This is a genomic window from Enterobacter sp. 50588862, assembly GCF_001462935.1.
Taxonomy (GTDB): Bacteria; Pseudomonadota; Gammaproteobacteria; order Enterobacterales; family Enterobacteriaceae; genus Enterobacter; species Enterobacter bugandensis.
The window spans coordinates 96,302-115,407 of the sequence record NZ_LNHM01000018.1 but is presented as its reverse complement, the minus strand read 5'-3'; the positions used below and the strand labels follow the sequence as shown (position 1 = coordinate 115,407).

The 19,106-nt window shown below is 57.2% G+C and carries 18 protein-coding genes; 11 read left to right on the top strand and 7 right to left on the bottom strand.

Going from position 1 to position 19,106, the window contains the following annotated elements; genetic code table 11:
- The first annotated feature begins 65 nt into the window (after nucleotides 1–65).
- The 4 genes from APT89_RS07240 (at nucleotide 66) to APT89_RS07225 (ending at nucleotide 6,079) form a co-directional block, all read left to right on the top strand.
- A complete protein-coding gene (locus tag APT89_RS07240; RefSeq protein ID WP_045260816.1) occupies nucleotides 66–1,187 on the top strand; it encodes an efflux RND transporter periplasmic adaptor subunit in 1,122 nt (373 codons plus the stop codon).
- Entirely contained in the window at nucleotides 1,187–4,297 is a 3,111-nt protein-coding gene (locus APT89_RS07235) for an efflux RND transporter permease subunit (protein ID WP_060571981.1), read from the top strand. Before APT89_RS07240 ends, APT89_RS07235 begins: the two co-directional genes overlap by 1 nt.
- A complete protein-coding gene (locus APT89_RS07230) occupies nucleotides 4,297–5,661 on the top strand; it encodes an efflux transporter outer membrane subunit (protein ID WP_060571980.1) in 1,365 nt (454 codons plus the stop codon). Before APT89_RS07235 ends, APT89_RS07230 begins: the two co-directional genes overlap by 1 nt.
- Before the next feature lie 121 nt (nucleotides 5,662–5,782).
- Nucleotides 5,783–6,079 carry a YicS family protein gene (locus APT89_RS07225; protein ID WP_048957724.1) on the top strand — a complete coding sequence of 99 codons (297 nt, stop codon included), beginning with the start codon at nucleotides 5,783–5,785 and terminating at the stop codon, nucleotides 6,077–6,079.
- Between the two features lie 44 nt (nucleotides 6,080–6,123).
- On the opposite strand, the gene APT89_RS07220 is transcribed toward APT89_RS07225, so the two are convergent.
- The gene (locus APT89_RS07220; protein ID WP_060571979.1) at nucleotides 6,124–7,074 is read right to left on the bottom strand and encodes a LacI family DNA-binding transcriptional regulator; all 951 of its coding nucleotides are present in this window, start codon (nucleotides 7,072–7,074) and stop codon (nucleotides 6,124–6,126) included.
- Between the two features lie 293 nt (nucleotides 7,075–7,367).
- Between APT89_RS07220 and APT89_RS07215 the strand changes: the two genes are divergently transcribed.
- The 6 genes from APT89_RS07215 (at nucleotide 7,368) to APT89_RS07190 (ending at nucleotide 13,262) form a co-directional block, all read left to right on the top strand.
- The gene (locus tag APT89_RS07215) at nucleotides 7,368–7,682 is read left to right on the top strand and encodes a PTS sugar transporter subunit IIB (protein WP_014830072.1); all 315 of its coding nucleotides are present in this window, start codon (nucleotides 7,368–7,370) and stop codon (nucleotides 7,680–7,682) included.
- Nucleotides 7,683–7,693: 11 nt separating this feature from the next.
- Complete coding sequence (locus APT89_RS07210; RefSeq protein ID WP_028014981.1) at nucleotides 7,694–9,019, top strand: PTS sugar transporter subunit IIC; 1,326 nt, start codon at nucleotides 7,694–7,696, stop codon at nucleotides 9,017–9,019.
- Between the two features lie 17 nt (nucleotides 9,020–9,036).
- Entirely contained in the window at nucleotides 9,037–10,413 is a 1,377-nt protein-coding gene (locus tag APT89_RS07205) for a glycoside hydrolase family 1 protein (protein WP_060571978.1), read from the top strand.
- A gap of 5 nt (nucleotides 10,414–10,418) precedes the next feature.
- Complete coding sequence (locus APT89_RS07200; protein WP_028014979.1) at nucleotides 10,419–10,721, top strand: PTS lactose/cellobiose transporter subunit IIA; 303 nt, start codon at nucleotides 10,419–10,421, stop codon at nucleotides 10,719–10,721.
- Nucleotides 10,722–10,859: 138 nt separating this feature from the next.
- A complete protein-coding gene (locus APT89_RS07195; RefSeq protein WP_041911699.1) occupies nucleotides 10,860–12,239 on the top strand; it encodes a carbohydrate porin in 1,380 nt (459 codons plus the stop codon).
- A 117-nt stretch (nucleotides 12,240–12,356) separates the two neighbouring features.
- Nucleotides 12,357–13,262, top strand: coding sequence for an EamA family transporter (locus APT89_RS07190; protein WP_060571977.1), 906 nt, complete (start codon nucleotides 12,357–12,359; stop codon nucleotides 13,260–13,262).
- A gap of 1 nt (nucleotide 13,263) precedes the next feature.
- On the opposite strand, the gene APT89_RS07185 is transcribed toward APT89_RS07190, so the two are convergent.
- The 3 genes from APT89_RS07185 to nepI are packed head-to-tail and all read right to left on the bottom strand — an operon-like array spanning nucleotide 13,264 to nucleotide 15,024.
- Nucleotides 13,264–13,530, bottom strand: a complete 267-nt coding sequence (locus APT89_RS07185; RefSeq protein ID WP_041911701.1) for a Txe/YoeB family addiction module toxin — start codon at nucleotides 13,528–13,530, stop codon at nucleotides 13,264–13,266.
- The gene (locus APT89_RS07180; protein WP_045631197.1) at nucleotides 13,505–13,777 is read right to left on the bottom strand and encodes a type II toxin-antitoxin system Phd/YefM family antitoxin; all 273 of its coding nucleotides are present in this window, start codon (nucleotides 13,775–13,777) and stop codon (nucleotides 13,505–13,507) included. The genes APT89_RS07185 and APT89_RS07180 overlap by 26 nt, the downstream gene beginning before the upstream one ends.
- Nucleotides 13,778–13,833: 56 nt before the next feature.
- Complete coding sequence (nepI, locus tag APT89_RS07175; RefSeq protein ID WP_060571976.1) at nucleotides 13,834–15,024, bottom strand: purine ribonucleoside efflux pump NepI; 1,191 nt, start codon at nucleotides 15,022–15,024, stop codon at nucleotides 13,834–13,836.
- A 207-nt stretch (nucleotides 15,025–15,231) separates the two neighbouring features.
- Here nepI and APT89_RS07170 point away from each other — a divergent pair, with 207 nt between their 5' ends.
- The gene (locus APT89_RS07170; RefSeq protein WP_041911704.1) at nucleotides 15,232–16,230 is read left to right on the top strand and encodes an aldo/keto reductase; all 999 of its coding nucleotides are present in this window, start codon (nucleotides 15,232–15,234) and stop codon (nucleotides 16,228–16,230) included.
- 62 nt (nucleotides 16,231–16,292) lie between these two features.
- Here APT89_RS07170 and APT89_RS07165 read toward each other — a convergent pair whose 3' ends face one another.
- Genes APT89_RS07165 through APT89_RS07155 form a run of 3 tightly spaced genes read right to left on the bottom strand, consistent with a single transcriptional unit; the run spans nucleotide 16,293 to nucleotide 19,085 of the window.
- Nucleotides 16,293–17,468 carry an acetyl-CoA C-acetyltransferase gene (locus tag APT89_RS07165; protein ID WP_060571975.1) on the bottom strand — a complete coding sequence of 392 codons (1,176 nt, stop codon included), beginning with the start codon at nucleotides 17,466–17,468 and terminating at the stop codon, nucleotides 16,293–16,295.
- Nucleotides 17,465–17,878: a carboxymuconolactone decarboxylase family protein gene (locus APT89_RS07160; protein ID WP_041911705.1), complete on the bottom strand. Its 414-nt coding sequence runs from the start codon at nucleotides 17,876–17,878 to the stop codon at nucleotides 17,465–17,467. The genes APT89_RS07165 and APT89_RS07160 overlap by 4 nt, the downstream gene beginning before the upstream one ends.
- Entirely contained in the window at nucleotides 17,865–19,085 is a 1,221-nt protein-coding gene (locus tag APT89_RS07155; RefSeq protein WP_060571974.1) for an MFS transporter, read from the bottom strand. The genes APT89_RS07160 and APT89_RS07155 overlap by 14 nt, the downstream gene beginning before the upstream one ends.
- Between the last annotated feature and the right edge of the window lie 21 nt (nucleotides 19,086–19,106).

Below are 19,106 nucleotides of genomic sequence, written 5' to 3'. Positions count from 1 at the left end.
TTTAAATAGCCCCCTCCCTGTTGATCCTTTAACAGGGCAGGCATCGTTCACCCTGGAAAAAGATTATGAAAACCATAACAACCTCCATCGCGGCATTACTCCTCCTGACCGGGTGCGATAATGCGCAAACATCTGCTCCCCAGCATCCTCTTCCGGATGTGGGGATTGTCACCCTCATGAGCCAGCCGGTCTCCGTCGTCAGCGAGCTCACGGGCCGCACCACCGCCGCCATGAGCGCCGAAGTGCGCCCGCAGGTGGGCGGCATTATTCAGAAGAGGTTGTTCACCGAAGGCGATACCGTGAAGGCCGGACAGGCGCTGTATCAAATTGACCCTTCCAGCTACCGCGCGGCGTTTGATGAAGCCGCCGCGGCGCTGAAACAGGCCCAGGCGCTGGTGCAGGCCGACTGCCAGAAAGCCCAGCGCTATGCGCAGCTGGTGAAAGACGACGGCGTGTCGCGTCAGGACGCAGAAGACGCGAAGTCCACCTGCGCGCAGGACAAGGCCAGCGTTGAATCAAAGAAGGCCGCGCAGGAGAGCGCGCGCATTAACCTCAACTGGACCACCGTCACCGCGCCGATTGCCGGACGCATCGGCATCTCCTCCGTCACCCCCGGCGCGCTGGTCACCGCCCAGCAGGATACCGCGCTCGCCACCATCCGCGGGCTGGACAGCATGTACGTCGACTTAACCCGTTCCAGCGCCGATCTGCTGCGTTTACGCAAGCAAACCCTTGCCACCAATAGCGATACGCTAAGCGTGTCGTTAATCCTCGAAGACGGCAGCACCTACAGCGAGAAAGGCCGCCTGGCGTTAACCGAAGTGGCGGTGGATGAATCAACCGGCTCGGTCACGCTGCGCGCCGTCTTCCCGAACCCGCAGCATCAGCTCCTGCCGGGGATGTTTGTCCGCGCCAGGGTGGATGAAGGCGTCATGAGCGACGCGATCCTCGCGCCGCAGCAGGGCATCACCCGTGACGCCAAAGGCACCGCCACCGCTCTGGTGGTCAATGCCAGCAACAAGGTCGAGCAGCGTCAGCTGGAAACCGGTGACACCTACGGCGACAAATGGCTGGTGCTGAGCGGGCTGAAGGCGGGCGACAGGCTGATTGTGGAAGGTACTGACAAAGTCACCGCCGGGCAGGAAGTGAAGGCCGAAGAGATGAAAGCCAACGGAGGAAACGCCTGATGTTTTCCCGTTTCTTCGTGCGTCGCCCGGTCTTTGCCTGGGTTATCGCTATTCTTATCATGCTCGCCGGGATGCTGGCCATCCGCACGCTGCCGGTCGCGCAGTACCCGGACGTTGCGCCGCCGTCGATCAAAATCTCCGCCACCTATACCGGTGCCTCCGCGCAGACGCTGGAAAACAGCGTGACGCAGGTGATCGAGCAGCAGCTGACCGGGCTGGATAACCTGCTCTACTTCACCTCCACCAGCAGCTCGGACGGATCGGTGAGCATTACCGTCACCTTCGAGCAGGGCACTGACCCGGACACCGCTCAGGTGCAGGTGCAGAACAAAGTCCAGCAGGCGGAATCGCGCCTGCCCACCGAGGTGCAGCAGTCCGGGATCACCGTCGAAAAATCCCAGAGCAACTTCCTGCTGATCATGGGCGTGTACGATAAAACCGACACCGCCAGCAGCTCGGATATTGCCGACTGGCTGGTGAGTAATATGCAGGATCCGCTGGCGCGCGTGGAAGGCGTCGGGAGCCTGCAGGTGTTCGGGGCGGAATACGCGATGCGCATCTGGCTCGACCCGGCGAAGCTGGCGTCCTACTCGCTGATGCCGTCCGACGTGCAGAGCGCGATTGAAGCGCAGAACGTGCAGGTCTCCGCCGGTAAAATCGGCGCGCTGCCCTCGTCGAACGCCCAGCAGCTGACCGCCACCGTCCGCGCCCAGTCGCGCCTGCAGACGGTGGATCAGTTTAAAAACATCATTGTGAAGAGCCAGTCCAACGGCGCGGTGGTGCGCATCAGCGATGTCGCCCGCGTGGAGATGGGCAGCGAAGATTATACCGCCACTGCGAAGCTCAACGGCCACCCGGCGGCGGGTATGGCAGTCATGCTCTCACCGGGTGCGAACGCGCTCAACACTGCGACGGCGGTGAAAGACAAGATTGCCGAGTTCAAAAAGTCGATGCCGGAAGGCTACTACGTGGCCTACCCGAAGGACAGCACCGAGTTCATCAAGATCTCCGTTGAGGACGTGATTCAGACCCTGTTCGAAGCCATTGTCCTCGTGGTGGTGGTGATGTACCTGTTCCTGCAAAACATCCGCGCGACGCTGATCCCCGCGTTGGCGGTACCTGTCGTTCTGCTGGGTACCTTCGGCGTACTGGCGCTGTTCGGCTACTCCATCAATACCCTGACGCTGTTTGCGATGGTGCTGGCGATAGGGCTTTTGGTGGATGACGCCATCGTGGTGGTGGAAAACGTCGAGCGTATTATGCGCGACGAGGGGCTGCCCGCCCGGGAAGCCACCGAGAAATCGATGGGCGAAATCTCCGGCGCGCTGGTCGCCATTGCGCTGGTGCTCTCTGCGGTATTCCTGCCGATGGCCTTCTTCGGCGGATCCACCGGGGTGATTTACCGTCAGTTCTCGGTCACCATTATTTCGGCGATGTTCCTCTCCGTGGTGGTGGCGCTGACCCTGACGCCCGCGCTCTGCGGCTCGATTCTGAGCCACACGACGCCGCACAAAAAAGGCTTCTTCGGCGCGTTTAACCGCTTCTACAGCAGGACCGAGCGCGGTTATCAGAACAAGGTGCTGCGCGCTCTGCGCCGTTCCGGCGGCATGCTGGTCATCTACGCCCTGCTCTGCGGCGCGATGGGCTTCGCCATGCTTAAGCTGCCGGGCAGCTTCCTGCCGACGGAAGACCAGGGCGAAATCATGGTGCAGTACACCCTGCCAGCCGGCGCGACGACGGTACGTACCGCCGAAGTCAGCCGCCAGGTGCGCGAGTGGTTCCTCACCAAAGAGAAAGCCAACACCAACGTGATCTTCACCATTGAAGGCTTCAGCTTCAGCGGCAGCGGCCAGAACGCCGGGATGGCGTTTGTCTCCCTGAAGAACTGGTCAGAGCGTAAAGGCGATGCAAACACGGCTCAGGCCATCGCCCTGCGTGCCACGCAGGAACTGAGCACCATCCGCGATGCGACCATCTTTGCGATGACGCCGCCTGCGGTAGACGGCCTGGGCCAGAGCAACGGCTTTACCTTTGAGCTGATGGCCAGCGGCGGCACCGACCGCGATGCGCTGCTGAAACTGCGTAACCAGCTGATTGGCGAAGCCAACCAGGACAGCTCGCTGCACGCCGTACGCGCCAACGATCTGCCGCAGATGCCGCAGCTTCAGGTGGATATCGACAACAACAAAGCCGTGTCGCTGGGGCTGTCCCTGAGCGACGTCACCGACACCCTCTCCAGCGCCTGGGGCGGGACCTACGTGAACGACTTTATCGATCGCGGCCGTGTGAAAAAGGTCTACATCCAGGGCGACAGCGACTATCGCGCCGTGCCGTCCGATCTCAACAAATGGTATGTGCGCGGCAGCGACAGCACCATGACCCCGTTCTCCGCCTTCGCCACCACGCGCTGGGAGTATGGCCCGGAAAGCCTGGTGCGCTACAACGGCTCGGCGGCGTATGAGATACAGGGCGAAAACGCCAGCGGCGCGAGCTCCGGCACGGCGATGAGCAAAATGGAGCAGCTGGCAAACAGCCTGCCGTCCGGCAGCACCTGGGCGTGGAGCGGTTTATCGTTGCAGGAAAAACTGGCGAGCGGTCAGGCGATGAGCCTTTATGCCCTCTCGATCCTGGTAGTGTTCCTGTGTCTGGCGGCGCTGTATGAAAGCTGGTCGGTGCCGATTTCGGTCATCCTGGTGATCCCGCTTGGGGTGCTGGGTGCGGCGCTTGCCGCCTCCCTGCGCGGCCTGAGTAATGACGTCTACTTCCAGGTGGCGCTACTCACCACTATCGGCCTGTCGTCGAAGAACGCCATCCTGATTGTCGAGTTTGCCGAAGCCAAAGTCGCAGAAGGTTACTCCCTGACGCGCGCCGCCCTGCGTGCCGCCCAGACGCGTCTGCGTCCCATCATCATGACGTCGCTGGCGTTTATCGCAGGGGTGACGCCGCTGGCCGTTGCAACCGGTGCCGGTGCCAACAGCCGCGTGGCAATTGGTACCGGCATTATCGGCGGAACGCTGGCCGCGACGCTGCTGGCGATCTTCTTCGTCCCTTTATTCTTTGTACTGGTGAAACGTCTGTTCTCCGGTAAACACGCGAACCGGAGGTCATAATGTTTCGTGTCACTGTTTTAGCGTTAGTCCTGCTGAGCGCAGGGTGTGTGTCGTTAGACCCTACCTATCAACGCCCGGACGCTCCCGTCCCGGCGACCTTGCCCGGCGCGCACGGCGAAGCCACCGCCGTGGTGAGCCAGTGGCAGCAGGTGATGAACGACGCGCGGTTGAAAAGCGTGGTGACGATGGCGCTCAACAGCAACCGCGACGTGCAAAAAGCGATCGCGGATATCGACGCCGCCCGCGCACAGTACGGTGAAACGCGCTCGTCCCTGTTTCCGACGGCGGACGCCGAGCTGAGCCACACCCGCAGCCGCACGCTGGCAAGCGGCGTCGCGACAAGCGACGAAGCCAACGGCGCGGTCTCCAGCTTCGAGCTGGATCTGTTTGGCCGCAACCAGAGCCTCTCCCGCGCCGCGCGTGAAACCTGGCTTGCCAGCGAGTTCACCGCGCAGAACACGCGCCTGACGATGGTTAGCGAGCTGACCACGGCCTGGGTGACGCTGGCGGCGGATAACAGCAACCTGGCGCTGGCGAAATCCACAATGGAGAGCGCGGCAAACTCGCTGAAGATTGTGAAGCGCCAGCAGGAAGTGGGCGTCGCGGCGGCTACGGACGTCAGTGAAGCGATGGCGGTTTACCAGCAGGCGCGCGCCAGCGTGGCGAGCTACCAGACGCAGGTAATGCAGGACAAAAACGCCCTCAATCTGCTTGCGGGCGACACGGTGCCGGACAACCTGCTGCCGGGCACGCTGGAGAGCCTGAGCGATAACGCCATCACGCTGATCCCGGCGGGCGTCAGCTCCAGCGCGCTGCTGCGTCGCCCGGACATTCAGGAAGCCGAGCATAACCTGCTGAGCGCCAACGCCAATATCGGCGCGGCGCGCGCCAACTTCTTCCCGACCATTTCACTGACCGCCAGCGCGGGCGTCGGCAGCGACTCGCTCTCCTCCCTGTTCAGCCACGGGATGAAGGTCTGGTCATTCGCGCCGTCCATCACCCTGCCGCTGTTCAGCGGTGGCAACAATCTGGCGCAGCTGCGTTATGCAGAAGCCGAGAAAAAAGGGTTAATTGCGACCTATGAAAAAGCCATCCAGAGCGCGTTTAAAGACGTGGCCGACGCGCTGGCGCGCCGTGAAACGCTCAGCGAGCAGCTTGATGCCCAGCGAGAATACGTGGCGGCCGAGCAAAAAACGCTGGATGTGGCAACGCGCAGCTATAAGGCGGGCGCGGGGGATTATCTGACGGTACTGACCGCGCAGCGGTCGCTGTGGTCGGCGCAGGAATCGCTGATTGCGCTGCAGCAAACCGACCTGGAGAACCGCATCACGCTGTGGCAGTCGCTGGGCGGGGGGATCCAGTAACCTTATCGGTGGGCGATTCTCATGCGCAGAAAAGAGAAAATCATACTTTCGACTGGAATCGCTACACTGAATGTAACGATATATTTCATGGGAAGCCTGTGACGTCTAAAGGGGGTTGTTGATGAAAGCTGCGCACCTGGTCTGCCTGCTGGTTTGTCTGCTCTTCGCCGCGTTTGTCCATGCTCAGGAAAAGGACGATCCGGCGAAAGAGGCGCAGATTAAGCAACAGGTCCTGAAAGATATTAAGAAAACCTGTACGCCACAGAAAAAGCAGAGCGATAAGGCCTGGCAGGAGATGATTTTGTCGTCCGCGGCCAATCAGCTGCTGATCAAAAACGCCATCACCGCCGTGAAGCGCGACAACCTGGACGCCTACTGGGCTGCGGTTGGTCAGGTGGATTGTCTGGAAGATTATTGAGTTCTCGCCGGGTGGCGCTGCGCTTACCCGGCCTGGAAAATGTTTTAACGCTTCCGCACGTCCGGAATGATGAGATCCCCGCGCAGAACATAGGACCCGAGCATCTGCGTTTTCTCCGTCAGCCAGCTCACAATGCGTGACGCCATGGCATCCATTGAATATTCAATCGCCGGGATCACCGGAATACCCGGCAGGTGCAGCGATCCGGCCAGGCTAAAGACCATAATGTCGTCCGGTACGGATTTATTAAACGCCTGCAGCTGCGGGATCACCCGCTGGGCTTCCTGCTCGTCCGCCACCAGCAGCGCGTTGAAGTTCAGCGTGGACGCGTTGTTGAGTAATTCCTGAAGCGCAACGGACGAGGAGGTCGCGTCCATAAAGACGAGGTTGCGATTAAAGGGCAGGAAATTTTTCTCCAGCGCGTGCTTATAGCCAAGCAGCACCTGGTCGGCAAACCCGCTGCCGTGCGGGTGGATCAGCGCAATCTGGCGACGCCCCTGGCTGGTCAGATAGTTACAGGCGGTTTCGGCGGCAAAGGCGTGATCGAACTGGATGCTGTTGGAGTTATCAGCCTCCATGCAGTCCACCAGAATGACGTTGTCCATATCCACGTCCAGCGGGAAACGGGCGCCAATCACCAGAATGTCGTCACACAGGCCGCAGGAGAGTTCTTCGAGAGCATTCATCACTTCCGCTTTGCTATGTGCGAAGCGCAGCAGCAGGTGTTTTTGGTGCTGGCTGAGCTGTTTTTCCAGCGCGTAAAGATACCCGGTGGTCTGGTTAATGTTTTCCTGCGCGCAAATCACCCCAATGCAGCCCGTCGACTGGCTCAGCAGCGACTGGGCAATCACGTTAGGCCGGTAGTTCAGCTCATCCACCGCCTTCAGCACGGCCTGACGGCTGGCTTCCTTAACGCCACGTGACCCACTCAACACTCGCGATACCGTGGCTTTAGACACCCCGGCCAGACGTGATACATCATTGATTGTCGACATCTCTTTCCCCTGGCAGGCTAACCTCGCGCCTGCAAATTCCATAACCGCTACGGCTCACTTTATAGCCAGAACGGAGTATATCCGTTTCCGTTTTTCATGGAAACCGATTTTCCGTTTCCACTCAAAATGATGTCAAAACAGCCAAATTATGTGACACACATCCGGTTAATTAGCCTCATAAGTATTGGATCTTGATGGTTATCACAGTTCTGCTTTTTATAAATGGAAACCGGTTTCCGTATCATGTCCAATCATCCTCGCAATAACTATTTACATTTAGAGGATGGTTGTCGATGTTCAAGATTATGCTGTGTTGCTCTGCCGGGATGTCCACCAGCCTGCTGGTCAGCAAAATGGTCGATGTCGCGAAAGAACGTGGTTTGCCGGTGAAGATTGATGCGTACGGTGTTTCCGAATTTGATACGCAGTTTCCGCAATATCAGGTGGTACTTCTCGGACCGCAAGTGAAATACATGTTACAGACACTCTCAGACAAGGCGGCTACGAAAGGCATTCCGGTGCAGCCCATCGACATGATGGACTACGGCATGCAACGTGGCGATAAAGTACTGGACTATGCTCTGTCGCTCATCGAAGCGGCACACTAAAAGGTGTTCACATGAGTTCGTTATATCAATCCATGGTCGCGGTGATTGAGCAGTCAATTACCCCGCTGGCCGCAAAGCTGGGTCAGCAAAAGTATGTGATTGCCATCCGCGACGGCTTTACCGCCGCGCTACCGTTTATGATCATCGGCTCGTTTATGCTGGTGTTCATCTTCCCGCCGTTCTCGGCGGATACCACCAACAGCTTCGCCCGCGGCTGGCTGGATTTCTCCCAGACCTACCGCGAACAGCTGATGCTGCCGTTTAACCTCAGCATGGGCGTGATGACCTTCTTCATTTCGGTGGGGATCGGGGCGAGCCTGGGGCGTCAGTTTAACCTCGACCCGGTGATGTCCGGCCTGCTGGCCTTTATGGCCTTCCTGCTGGTCGCCGCGCCGTATGCCGACGGTAAAATCTCGACTCAGTATCTCTCCGGTCAGGGCATCTTTACCGCGCTTATCACCGCGATTTACGCCACACGTGTCTATGCGTGGCTGAAGCAGAACAACGTGACCATCCGCCTGCCGAAGGAAGTGCCCACCGGCGTGGCGCGTTCGTTTGAGATCCTGATCCCGGTGATGGTGGTGATCGGTACGCTGCACCCGTTGAACCTGTTCATTGAAGCGCAGACCGGAATGATCATCCCGCAGGCGATCATGCACCTGCTGGAGCCGCTGGTATCCGCATCCGACTCCCTGCCCGCGATACTGCTCTCCGTGCTGCTGTGCCAGATCTTCTGGTTTGCCGGTATTCACGGCTCGCTGATTGTTACCGGCATCATGAACCCGTTCTGGATGGCGAACCTCTCCGCAAACCAGGCGGCGCTCGCCGCAGGCGCGGCGCTGCCGCACGTTTACCTGCAGGGCTTCTGGGATCACTACCTGCTGATTGGCGGCGTAGGCTCCACGCTGCCGCTGGCGTTCCTGCTGCTGCGCAGCCGCGCCACGCACCTGCGCACCATCGGCAAAATGGGCATTGTGCCGAGCTTCTTTAACATCAATGAGCCGATTCTGTTCGGCGCGCCGATCATCATGAACCCGATGCTGTTTATCCCATTCGTGTTTGTTCCGCTGGTCAATGCCTGCCTGGCGTACGGCGCAACGAAGCTCGGCTGGCTGGCTCAGGTGGTGTCATTAACCCCGTGGACCACCCCCGCGCCGATTGGTGCCTCATGGGCGGCAAACTGGGCGCTCAGTCCGGTGATAATGTGCCTGGTCTGTATGGTGATGTCCGCGCTGATGTACCTGCCGTTCCTGCGCGCCTATGAGCGTACGCTGATGAAAAACGAAGAGCAGAAAGCCCAGGCAACCGTCGGTACCGCTGAAGCCGCAAGCAATTAAGTCAAAGAGGAAAGGACATGAAATACGCATTTCCCGATAACTTCTGGTGGGGCAGCGCAAGCTCCGCTCTCCAGACCGAAGGGGCAAGAGAGGGGGAAACCACTTGGGATTACTGGTTTGCCCGCGAGCCGAACCGTTTTCACAACGGCGTGGGGCCGCAGCACACCTCCACGTTTTATCAAAACTGGAAAACGGACATTCAGCTGTTAAAGCAGCTGAACCACAACAGCTTTCGTACCTCGATTAGCTGGGCGCGCCTGATCCCCGACGGTATCGGTGAAGTGAACCCGGAAGCGGTCGATTTTTATAATCAGGTCATTGATGAGCTGAATGAACAGGGCATCACGCCGTTTATCACCCTGTTCCATTTCGACATGCCGATGGCGATGCAGGAGATAGGCGGCTGGGAAAACCGTGACGTGGTGGACGCTTACGCCCGCTATGCGCAGATCTGCTTCGAGCTGTTTGGCGACCGCGTGCTGCACTGGTTTACCTTCAACGAGCCCATCGTCCCGGTGGAGGGCGGTTATCTGTACGACTTCCACTATCCTAACGTGGTGGATTTCCGCCGGGCGGCCACCGTGGCGTATCACACCGTGCTGGCCCACGCGAAGGCCGTTCAGGCTTACCGCGCCGGACATTACGCGGGTGAGATCGGCATCGTGCTGAACCTGACGCCGTCCTACCCGCGCTCGCAGAACCCGGCGGACGTGAAGGCGGCACACATCGCGGACCTGATGTTTAACCGCAGCTTCCTTGACCCGGTACTGCGCGGGGAGTATCCGGCCGACCTGGTGGCGTTGCTGAAATCCTACGATCAGTTGCCCGCCTGCAAGCCGGAAGACGGCTTCCTGATTGCGGAAGGGAAAATCGACCTGCTCGGCGTGAACTACTATCAGCCGCGTCGCGTGAAGTGTCGCGACAGCGCGGTGAACCCGCAGGCGCCGTTTATGCCGGAGTGGTTCTTTGATAACTACGAAATGCCGGGCCGCAAGATGAATCCCTACCGCGGCTGGGAAATCTACGCGCCGGGTATTTACGATATTCTGGTTAACCTGCGCGACAATTACGGCAACCCTCGCTGCTTTATTTCTGAAAACGGCATGGGCGTCGAAAATGAACAGCGCTTTATTGAAAATGGCCAGATTAACGATCACTACCGCATCGAGTTTATTTCTGAGCATTTAACGTGGCTGCATAAAGGGATTAGCGAAGGGTGCAATTGCCTTGGCTACCATATGTGGACATTTATTGATAACTGGTCGTGGTGTAATGCCTATAAAAACCGCTACGGATTTATCCAGCTTGATTTAGAGACGCAGCAGCGCACCATTAAGAAAAGCGGAGAGTGGTTTGCCGCCACCGCCTTAAATAATAGTTTTGAAAAAGAGTAATAATGATGATCGCACTAGAAGAAGCCGTAATGGAAATTATCGTCAACGCCGGACAGTCCCGCAGCCTGTGCTTTGAAGCGCTGCACGCGGCGCGTCAGGGCAACTTTGACGAGGCCAAAAGCCTGCTGCACGAAGCCGACGGCTACGCGCGCCAGGCGCACAAGATGCAGACCAAACTGATCGAGCAGGATGCGGGCGAAGGCCGCCAGCCGATGACGTTAATCATGGTGCACGCGCAGGATCATTTAATGAATTCCTTATTAGCGCGTGAACTGTCTGAAGAAATTATTCATTTATATCAGAGATAGTCTATGGCGAAATAAAGTTAATGTAATACCTCTGTACCCTAAATAGAGATCCACTTGTTCTGATGATAGCGACATACTCTGTCAGATCGGAGCGGGATGGTTATTGTCTGAATAAAATTAAACTATATTGAGATAACCATGAATACGATTAAAAAACTTCCATTAACCATGGCGGTTATCGCCGCGCTTTGCCCAATTTCCGTACTCGCACAAGAATTTACCCAGGAGCAAATCGACGCCATTGTGGCGAAAGCGGTAGATAAAGCTCTGGCCGAGCGTCAGGCCAAAATGGATGCGGCGGTTGCGAAAAAAGCGGACGTGGTAACCGAGCCGCAAAGCGCGGCGCAATCCCCGGATATGGCGATCCCGTTCGGCATTAAATTCACCGGCTACGCCCGCTACGGCGCGCACTTCCAGGCCGCCGATCAGAAATACGTGGCGGTGGACGGCTCGTACAACGGCGCGTCCGCGATTGGTCGTCTGGGTAACGAAGGTAACGGCGGGGAATTCCAGCTCTCCAAGGCCTTCAAAGGGGACAACGGCGCCATCTGGGACATCAACGTGATGATCGACCACTGGGGCGACGAGGTTAACCTGAAAAAAGCCTACGCGGGGGTGACCAACATTATGGCCTCCAACCCAAATGCCTACTTCTGGGCCGGTCGTGACTTCCACCAGCGTCCGCAGCAGGGCATCAACGATTACTTCTGGATGAACCACGACGGCCAGGGCGCAGGCGTGAAGAACTTTGACATCGGCGGCGTGCAGTTTGACGTGGCTGCCGTGGCGGCAGTCGAATCCTGTAGCCCGGAAGTGATGGAAGACGAAGCGAACCCGTCGCGCATCACCTGTACCGGCGGTTCCGGCACGGGCGACAAGGGCAACTACGCCGCGACCTCCAAAATCCACGGCATGAAGCTCGGCCCGATCGACATGGAGCTGTACGCCAACTACGGCTTTGACTCCAAAGCGGTGGAGAGCGACGAGCGTCTGAACGCCTGGCAGGGCGGCGTGGTGCTGAGCCACACCAACGACAGCGGCGTGAACAAGGTGATCGCCCGCTACTCCGATAACGCGGACAACAGCGTGTTCAACAAAACCGAAGATCTGACCACGGTCTACGCCAGCTTCGAAGGGCTGTATAAATTCACCCAGGCCACGCAGGTGGAGTACATCCTCGCCTTCCACGACTACGACAACAGCCGCGATAAGACCGACAACCGCAAGAACTACAACGCCATCGTGCGCCCGATGCACTGGTGGAACGACGTTCACTCCACCTGGCTGGAAGCAGGCTGGCAGCACGTTGACTACGATAACGGCGGCGACAACAAGGGCTGGAAGCTGACCCTGTCGCAGAACATGTCTATCGCCATGGGGCCTGAGTTCCGTCCGATGCTGCGCTTCTACGTCACCGGCGGCAAAGTGGATAATGAACGCACCGCGCGCGTGAACAATACCAAAGACGAGACGCTCGACGACTTCAACGTCGGCGCGATGTGGGAGGCGTGGTTCTAAGGTCAACAACATGCCGGGTGGCGCTACGCTTACCCGGCCTACGGGGGTGAGGGCATCAAGCCGCACACAACCATGCTATGCTGTTGGCCAATTAACGACAACATAGCAGGGGAGAAAATGGGTTCCACACGTAAAGGGATGCTGAACGTCCTGATCGCCGCCGTTTTATGGGGCAGTTCCGGCGTTTGCGCGCAGTACATCATGGAGAAAAGCCACATTTCTTCGCCTTACCTGACCATGGTTCGCCTGCTGTTTACCGGCGTGATCCTGCTGACGCTATCTTTCGTTCACGGCGACAAGATTTTCTCGGTCATCAAACATCGCAAAGACGCCCTCAGCCTGCTGATTTTTTCACTTGTCGGCGCGCTCACCGTGCAGCTCACCTTCCTGCTGACGATTGAAAAATCCAACGCTGCGACCGCTACCGTGCTGCAGTTCCTGTCACCGACCATCATTGTGGCGTGGTTTGCGCTGGCGCGGAAAAAGCGTCCCGGCGTGTTTGTGCTGTCGGCCATCATGACGTCGCTTGTTGGCACTTTCCTGCTGGTGACCCACGGCGACCCGACCTCGCTCTCCATCTCCCCTGCCGCGCTGTTCTTCGGCATCGCCTCGGCGTTTGCCGCCGCGTTTTACACAACCTATCCGTCAGCGCTGATTGCCCGCTACGGCACATTGCCGATTGTCGGCTGGAGCATGTTGATTGCCGGGTTAATGCTGACGCCGTTCTACGCCGGACGCGGAACCGCGTTCGTGATTGACGGTAGCCTGCTGCTGGCATTTTTCTATCTGGTGGTGATTGGCACCGCGCTGACGTTCAGCCTGTACCTGAAAGGCGCACAGATGATCGGCGGGCCGAAGGCGAGCATTCTGAGCTGCGCCGAGCCGTTGAGCAGCGCGTTACTGTCGGTGATCCTGCTGGGGGTGGCCTTCACCCTGCCGGACTGGCTGGGAACGCTATTGATTGTGTCGTCAGTGGTGTTGATTTCGATGGATTCGAAAAGACGGATGAGGACATCGGCGTGATCTACGAATAATAGTGGTAGCGGCACATTAAAATAGTAAGAGCGCTATCCGACACCCCGTAAACCAGACGGTCAGTATCATTGATTCGGCGGGACCAGTATCCGGAAAGGTTACCTTTAAGCGGTTCCGGCTTACCCAGGCCATCGAAGGGTTGACGCTTCGCATCTTCAATCAATTTATTGATTCTGCGAAGCGTTTTCTTATCCTGCTCCTGCCACCATAGGTAATCATCCCAGCCGTTATCAGTCCAAATCAGTAGCCTGGTCATCTATCAGATCCCTCTGCGTGGTTTTTCCGGAATTTGCCTGTGCGATTGACTCCATCAGTCGACTGGCGTTGGCAGGCGAACTCATCAGATGGATGGTTTCCATCATTGAGTTGTAGTGCTGCAGAGACATAACCACCGCATCCCCCCCGTTTCGGCGGCTGATGATGGTTGTCTCCACATTGTCATTCACGTCGTCCAACACATCTTTGAGTCGGCTTCGTGCTTCGGTAAACGTCACAACCTGCATATTTCCTCCTGTACAAGTTACGGTACAAGTATATCGATGTAGTGACTGTTTATCAATCAACGCGCCTTCACCTTCCCTGCCACCAGCAGTGCCGTCAGCAGCATCAGCGTACCGGAAATCACCAGTGGTGACGTCAGCCCCAGATGGTCGAGCGCCACGCCGCCAATGGCCGCGCCGCAGGTGTTCGCCAGCTGGATCACCGCCACCTGAATCGACCCGGCTTTTTCCGCCTGATCGGCCAGCGTTCGGGTGATCCACGTCGACCAGCCCACCGGTACCAGCGCAAAGGCAAAGCCCCAGATAATCGCAATCGCCGAGGCAACCCATTTGTCGCTACCCCACAGAATCAGCACCGTGGCACTCACCGCCAGCAGCAACGGCGCACCCGCCAACGCCACCTTCAGGGAGCGCTTCAGGAACTGCGACGACAGCGACGTGCCGATAAAGCTGGCGATACCGAAGCTCAGCAGCACCAGCGTCAGGCCGTCCACGTCAAAGCCCGCCATGGTCATATACACCGGGCGGATGTAGGTGAAAAAGGCAAACTGCCCGGCAAAGGCCATAAAGATGGCGGTCATCCCCGCCAGCACGCCCGGACGCTTGAGCAGCGCGAACATGTTCTGTTTGTGGTGCGCCGCTTCGCCCGGGAGGGACGGCAGCGCCTTCCACACCCAGATAATGCAGAGCACACCCATCACTGCCGCCGCGTTAAAGACGTTACGCCAGCCGATAATCCCACCAAGGAAGCTGCCCAGCGGCGCGGCAATCACCAGCGCAATAGAGACCGCGCCGAAGATAACGGACAGCGCTTTTGGCACGGTGCGCGCGGGCACAAGGCGCATGGTGAGCGAGGCGGACATCGCCCAGAAGCCGCCTAATCCCAGCCCCAAACAGGCGCGACCGAGCAGCAGCAGGGTGAAGCTTTCCGCGAAGGAGACCAGCAGGCAGGATGCCGTCAGCAGCACGCTGAACAGAATGACCACTTTGCGGCGGTCGATAGTGCCAATGACCTGGGTGATAAACAGGCTGGCGAACATCGCCACAAACGCGGTCACGGTGACCGACTGCCCCGCCACGCCTTCGGAAATGCCCAGATCCTGCGCCATCGGCGTCAGCAGGCTCACCGGTAGAAACTCAACGGTAATCAGGCAGGCGACGCAGAACGCCACGGAGAAAACCGCCGACCAGTTGGGCCGAGAAACCTCGTTGGTCTGCGGTCTGGTCGAGGGCTGGATATGTTCTGTCATGGCGTCACCTGAAGAGTAAAACGTGCGGAAAAGTCGCGCAGTTTATCATCAAAAGTGTGACGAATTTAACGTTTAGATAACTTTTGTCGTTTTTAATGATTCGGAAGGTAGAGCGGCGGTGACTGATACCTTTTCAGCATAACGAAAATGAAAATTCAGTAACCACAATTGAGGTGAAACAATCATAGGGTCTGAAAAGGAGAAACTATGAAAACACGTACTTTATCTCAAAATCTTACCGTCAGTGCCATCGGCTACGGTGCCATGGGTCTGAGTGAATTTTATGGCCAGACTGATGACAAAGGCTCACTGCAGGTATTGCATAACCTCATCGATCTGAACGTGACGTTTATTGATACCGCAAATTTATATGGCCGTGGCCATAATGAAAGGCTAATCGGTCACTTTCTTGCCGGGCTGGATAAAAACACTCGCGACCAGTTCAAAATCGCCACGAAGTGCGGCATCGATCGCTCTCCTGACGACTCCTACGCCCGCACCATCAACAATACGCCGGACTATATCATCCGCTGCTGTAACGAATCCCTTAAGCGGCTTGGCGTGGAGCGAATCGACCTCTTTTACCTTCACAGGGTGAGTAACGCAACCCCGATCGAAGAGAGTATGGATTGCCTGCGCACCCTTGTTAAAGAGGGTAAGATCAACCACATCGGCCTTTGCGAAGTGTCGGCTTCAACGCTGCAACGGGCGCATGCGGTGCATCCGGTCACCGCATTGCAAACAGAATATTCTCTGTGGACACGAGACATCGAGGAAAACATTTTGCCGGTCGTGAAAGCGCTAGGTATCGGCCTGGTGCCCTACTCACCTCTTGGCAGGGGCTTCCTGACGGGAAAATACCTGAACAACAACGATTTTGCAGAAGGTGATTTCCGCAAGAATAACGAACGATTTGTTCAGTCCAGTCTCGATCATAATCGCCAGTTGCTCGATACCATTACCCCGCTGGCGACAAAATACGGCTGTACCGCAGGTCAGATTGCACTTGCCTGGCTGTTAGCACAATACGATCGGCTGGTTCCCATTCCGGGTACTAAGCACGTCAGCTATCTGGCCGAGAACGCGCGCGCTGCCGATATTGTGCTTGAGAAGAGCGATATCGAATCGTTGAACAACCTTCATCGCCGGGTAGCGATTAAAGGCGATCGTTATTCTGCCGAGGGTATGAAGGGCGTGAATGCCTGATACAGCATCTTGAAAATAAAAAACCGGGTTTCCCCGGTTTTTTTATATCTACAGATACGCCGTTAGCGATAAACGCTCAACGCGACGCCTTCCCCGCCGCCAACGCACAGTGCGGCAACGCCACGCCTGGCATCATTACGGATCAGGGAATGAACCAGCGTCACCAAAATTCGGCAGCCGGATGCACCTATCGCATGCCCAAGCGCGATTGCCCCGCCGTATGGATTGATACGATCCGGGGAAATCCCGGCCCGCTGAATCACGGCCAACGCCTGGGCGGCAAACGCTTCGTTGGATTCGAGATGATCGACATCCTCAGGCTTCCATCCCGAGCGGGAAAGACAGTCGGCAATGGCCTGAATCGGGGCTGCACCCATTAATGCCGGCTGGATACCGGAATTGGAAAATACGCCCAGCGATGCCAGAACCGGCAAACCACGTGCTTCGGCAGTCTCACGCGTACAAAGCAGGACCGCCGCAGCACCGTCATTCAACGATGAAGCATTTCCCGCCGTCACCGTACCCTCTTTTCGGAAGACAGGCTTCAGTTTCGTCAATTTTTCGATACTGGTTGCACGGGGTCCTTCATCCCTCGCCACGCTGATCGTTTCACCTTTTCGCGTCTGCCACTCAACCGGGACAATTTCACGCTCAAAAATGCCACGCGCCTGCGCTTCAAGCGCATTGTGGTGAGAGACAAGGGCATATTCATCCTGCATTTCGCGGCTGATACCAAACTCCGTCGCAACATTCTCTGCAGTGATACCCATGTGATAATCGTTGAAGGCATCCCAGAGCCCGTCAGAAACCAGGCTATCTTTGAGAGTAATATCACCCAGCCGCGTTCCGCTACGCGACGTCGTGGCGATATGCGGCGCGTTGGACATACTCTCCTGACCACCGGCGATAACAAACTCAGCCTCCCCCGTCTGCAGCGCCTGCATGCCAAGATGGACCGCCTTAAGCCCGGACCCGCACACTTTGTTTACCGTCAGACATTGCGTATCTACGGGCAACCCAGCATTCAGTGCCGACTGTCGGGCCGGGTTCTGGCCGCACCCCGCAGTAAGTACCTGTCCCATAATGACCTGAGAGATATCACTGGCTTCTACGCCAGATTCTTTCAGGAGCGCCTGAATAACGCGGCTTCCCAGGTCAGAGGCTGAATGCTCCGCAAGCGCGCCCTGAAATGCGCCCGTCGCCGTGCGGCGGGCTGCAATAATAACAATCTCGCTCATGCGTCACTTCCCTTCAGTCCTGGCAAAGTATGGCCCGTCGAGGCCATTGCCGCGCGGTATGCAGTAAGACCATTCATGCAGGCGGGAACGCCAGCATATACCGCCATCTGTATCACAATTTCAAGCAGCTCTTCCGGCGTCACGCCGGTATTGAGCGCGCCTCGCATATGCAGTTCTAGCTGCGGCATGGCATTACCCAGCGTCACAAGCGAGGCGACGGTCAACATTTCGCGCGTTTTGAGATCCAGTCCCGGACGACCCACCACATCCCCGAACGCATAGTCGGTAATCAGGGCGGGCAGCCCCGGGTCCAGCTCGCTCAGGCGGCGGGTGACTTTATCCGCGAGCCCCGCTTCAAGACGGTCCATAATCTCTCTGCCATAGCGCGTGCGGTCATTAATTTGACTCATAAGATTTCTCCATACGGGATTGTTTTGCGGTTAACGTTGCCGGAATAACCGCGACAAGCAGAACGGACAGACCGATGGCCGTACCGGCGACGATATACAGGAGCGGCATTGAAAATGATGAAACCATCCAGGCACCGACTGACGCACCGATACCAATGGCGGTATTGAAAAATGAAACGTAGATTGCGGAGGCCGGGAAGGCTTTATCCTCTGCCATACGTAAAACCCACGTCTGGAAACCGACAAATATTCCTGATACGGCGACACCCCAGACAACCATACTGGTAAATATCAACGCAGCAGAGAGCGAGGAACCAGACAGGCCCAGGAACAGCAGCACTGCACAGATCAGCAGTACAGACAAAGAGACCGTCAGCTTGAGATACTTATCAATCAACACGCCGGTCAGGAAATTACCTGCCAGACCCGCGATGCCGTAAACAAAAAGCACAGCAGGAATAATGGTGGTGGACAGTAAACTCTGCGTGTGTAGCCAGGGTTCAATGTACGTAAAGGCAGCAAAGTGAGCCGTCACAGCCAGCAAGGTTGCTGAGTAAATTTTCCATAATGTTGACGATTTCAGCACGCCTTTAAGCGCATCCAGCCCGAGCGCGCTTTTGCTGGTAATCCTGGGAACAAGAACGCTAATACCCACAAAGGCAATTACGCTCAGCGCGGCCATCAGCCAAAATGCCTGCCGCCAGCCGAAGTGAATACCAATATAGTTGGATACCGGTACGCCAAAAACGCTTGCTGCGGAAACACCACCAAATACGATTGACGTCGCCGCCCCTATATATCTGGCAGGGACCATAGCCACCGCCGTTGCGCCGATCATCGCCCAGAATGCGCCGTGAGCAAGCGCTCCCAGTACGCGGGCGCTAAGCAGCATGCTATAGACGTTTACCGTCGCAGCCATAACGTTAGAGACAAGAAGTACCACGGAAAGCACAAGTAAAAGCCGCTTCTTGGCCACATTCCCTAAAAAGACGGAGGCAAACAGCGCACTCAACGCCCCCACCCAGGCATAAAGCGACACGGTCATGCCCACCGCAGATTCCGAAGACTGTAGCCCCTCTGCGATTGGCGTTAATAATCCGACTGGCGCCAGTTCGGTGGTGACAATAGTAAAGGTTGAAATTGCCAGAATGAATAAAGCAAGCCATGACCTTAACGTCATATTCTGCGAAGTGAGTTCTGAAGTCATACTACTTACCTCAATAAGGAT

Coding starts and splice junctions, on each gene's coding strand:
- APT89_RS07240 (WP_045260816.1), top strand. CDS start 66: ATGAAAACCATAACAACCTCCATCGCGGCATTACTCCTCCTGACCGGG.
- APT89_RS07235 (WP_060571981.1), top strand. CDS start 1,187: ATGTTTTCCCGTTTCTTCGTGCGTCGCCCGGTCTTTGCCTGGGTTATC.
- APT89_RS07230 (WP_060571980.1), top strand. CDS start 4,297: ATGTTTCGTGTCACTGTTTTAGCGTTAGTCCTGCTGAGCGCAGGGTGT.
- APT89_RS07225 (WP_048957724.1), top strand. CDS start 5,783: ATGAAAGCTGCGCACCTGGTCTGCCTGCTGGTTTGTCTGCTCTTCGCC.
- APT89_RS07220 (WP_060571979.1), bottom strand. CDS start 7,074: ATGTCGACAATCAATGATGTATCACGTCTGGCCGGGGTGTCTAAAGCC.
- APT89_RS07215 (WP_014830072.1), top strand. CDS start 7,368: ATGTTCAAGATTATGCTGTGTTGCTCTGCCGGGATGTCCACCAGCCTG.
- APT89_RS07210 (WP_028014981.1), top strand. CDS start 7,694: ATGAGTTCGTTATATCAATCCATGGTCGCGGTGATTGAGCAGTCAATT.
- APT89_RS07205 (WP_060571978.1), top strand. CDS start 9,037: ATGAAATACGCATTTCCCGATAACTTCTGGTGGGGCAGCGCAAGCTCC.
- APT89_RS07200 (WP_028014979.1), top strand. CDS start 10,419: ATGATCGCACTAGAAGAAGCCGTAATGGAAATTATCGTCAACGCCGGA.
- APT89_RS07195 (WP_041911699.1), top strand. CDS start 10,860: ATGAATACGATTAAAAAACTTCCATTAACCATGGCGGTTATCGCCGCG.
- APT89_RS07190 (WP_060571977.1), top strand. CDS start 12,357: ATGGGTTCCACACGTAAAGGGATGCTGAACGTCCTGATCGCCGCCGTT.
- APT89_RS07185 (WP_041911701.1), bottom strand. CDS start 13,530: ATGACCAGGCTACTGATTTGGACTGATAACGGCTGGGATGATTACCTA.
- APT89_RS07180 (WP_045631197.1), bottom strand. CDS start 13,777: ATGCAGGTTGTGACGTTTACCGAAGCACGAAGCCGACTCAAAGATGTG.
- nepI (WP_060571976.1), bottom strand. CDS start 15,024: ATGACAGAACATATCCAGCCCTCGACCAGACCGCAGACCAACGAGGTT.
- APT89_RS07170 (WP_041911704.1), top strand. CDS start 15,232: ATGAAAACACGTACTTTATCTCAAAATCTTACCGTCAGTGCCATCGGC.
- APT89_RS07165 (WP_060571975.1), bottom strand. CDS start 17,468: ATGAGCGAGATTGTTATTATTGCAGCCCGCCGCACGGCGACGGGCGCA.
- APT89_RS07160 (WP_041911705.1), bottom strand. CDS start 17,878: ATGAGTCAAATTAATGACCGCACGCGCTATGGCAGAGAGATTATGGAC.
- APT89_RS07155 (WP_060571974.1), bottom strand. CDS start 19,085: ATGACTTCAGAACTCACTTCGCAGAATATGACGTTAAGGTCATGGCTT.